1 protein-coding gene is annotated in these 244 nt (G+C 65.2%); it reads right to left on the reverse strand.

Annotated features, from left to right (window positions below):
* The coding region (locus KZZ04_RS20490) for a hypothetical protein (protein WP_219424077.1) at positions 1–244 on the reverse strand (244 nt) is incomplete at both ends.

Here is a 244-nt window from a genome sequence, read left to right on the forward strand (position 1 = left end):
GTGGCCGCTGCCGCCGCCTGGTTCTTCGCCTCGCCGAGCAACGCATCGCCACTGGCACCGACCATGGCGCTGACCTGCACATACAGCGCGTTCATATCCGCGAGCAGGCCGTCGATAGCGGCCGGTTCGCCTTCGTTTTTGCTGACGATGCTGTTGAGTTCAGCGAAATGCGCGGTCACCGGATCATCCGCCGCTTGCGCAGTGCTGGTGGTCTGTTGCTCCTGGCCGAGCAGGCTGCCGAGGC

Origin of the sequence: Pseudoalteromonas sp. CR1 (assembly GCF_019392235.1) — a bacterium.
Taxonomy (GTDB): Bacteria; Pseudomonadota; Gammaproteobacteria; order Enterobacterales; family Alteromonadaceae; genus Pseudoalteromonas.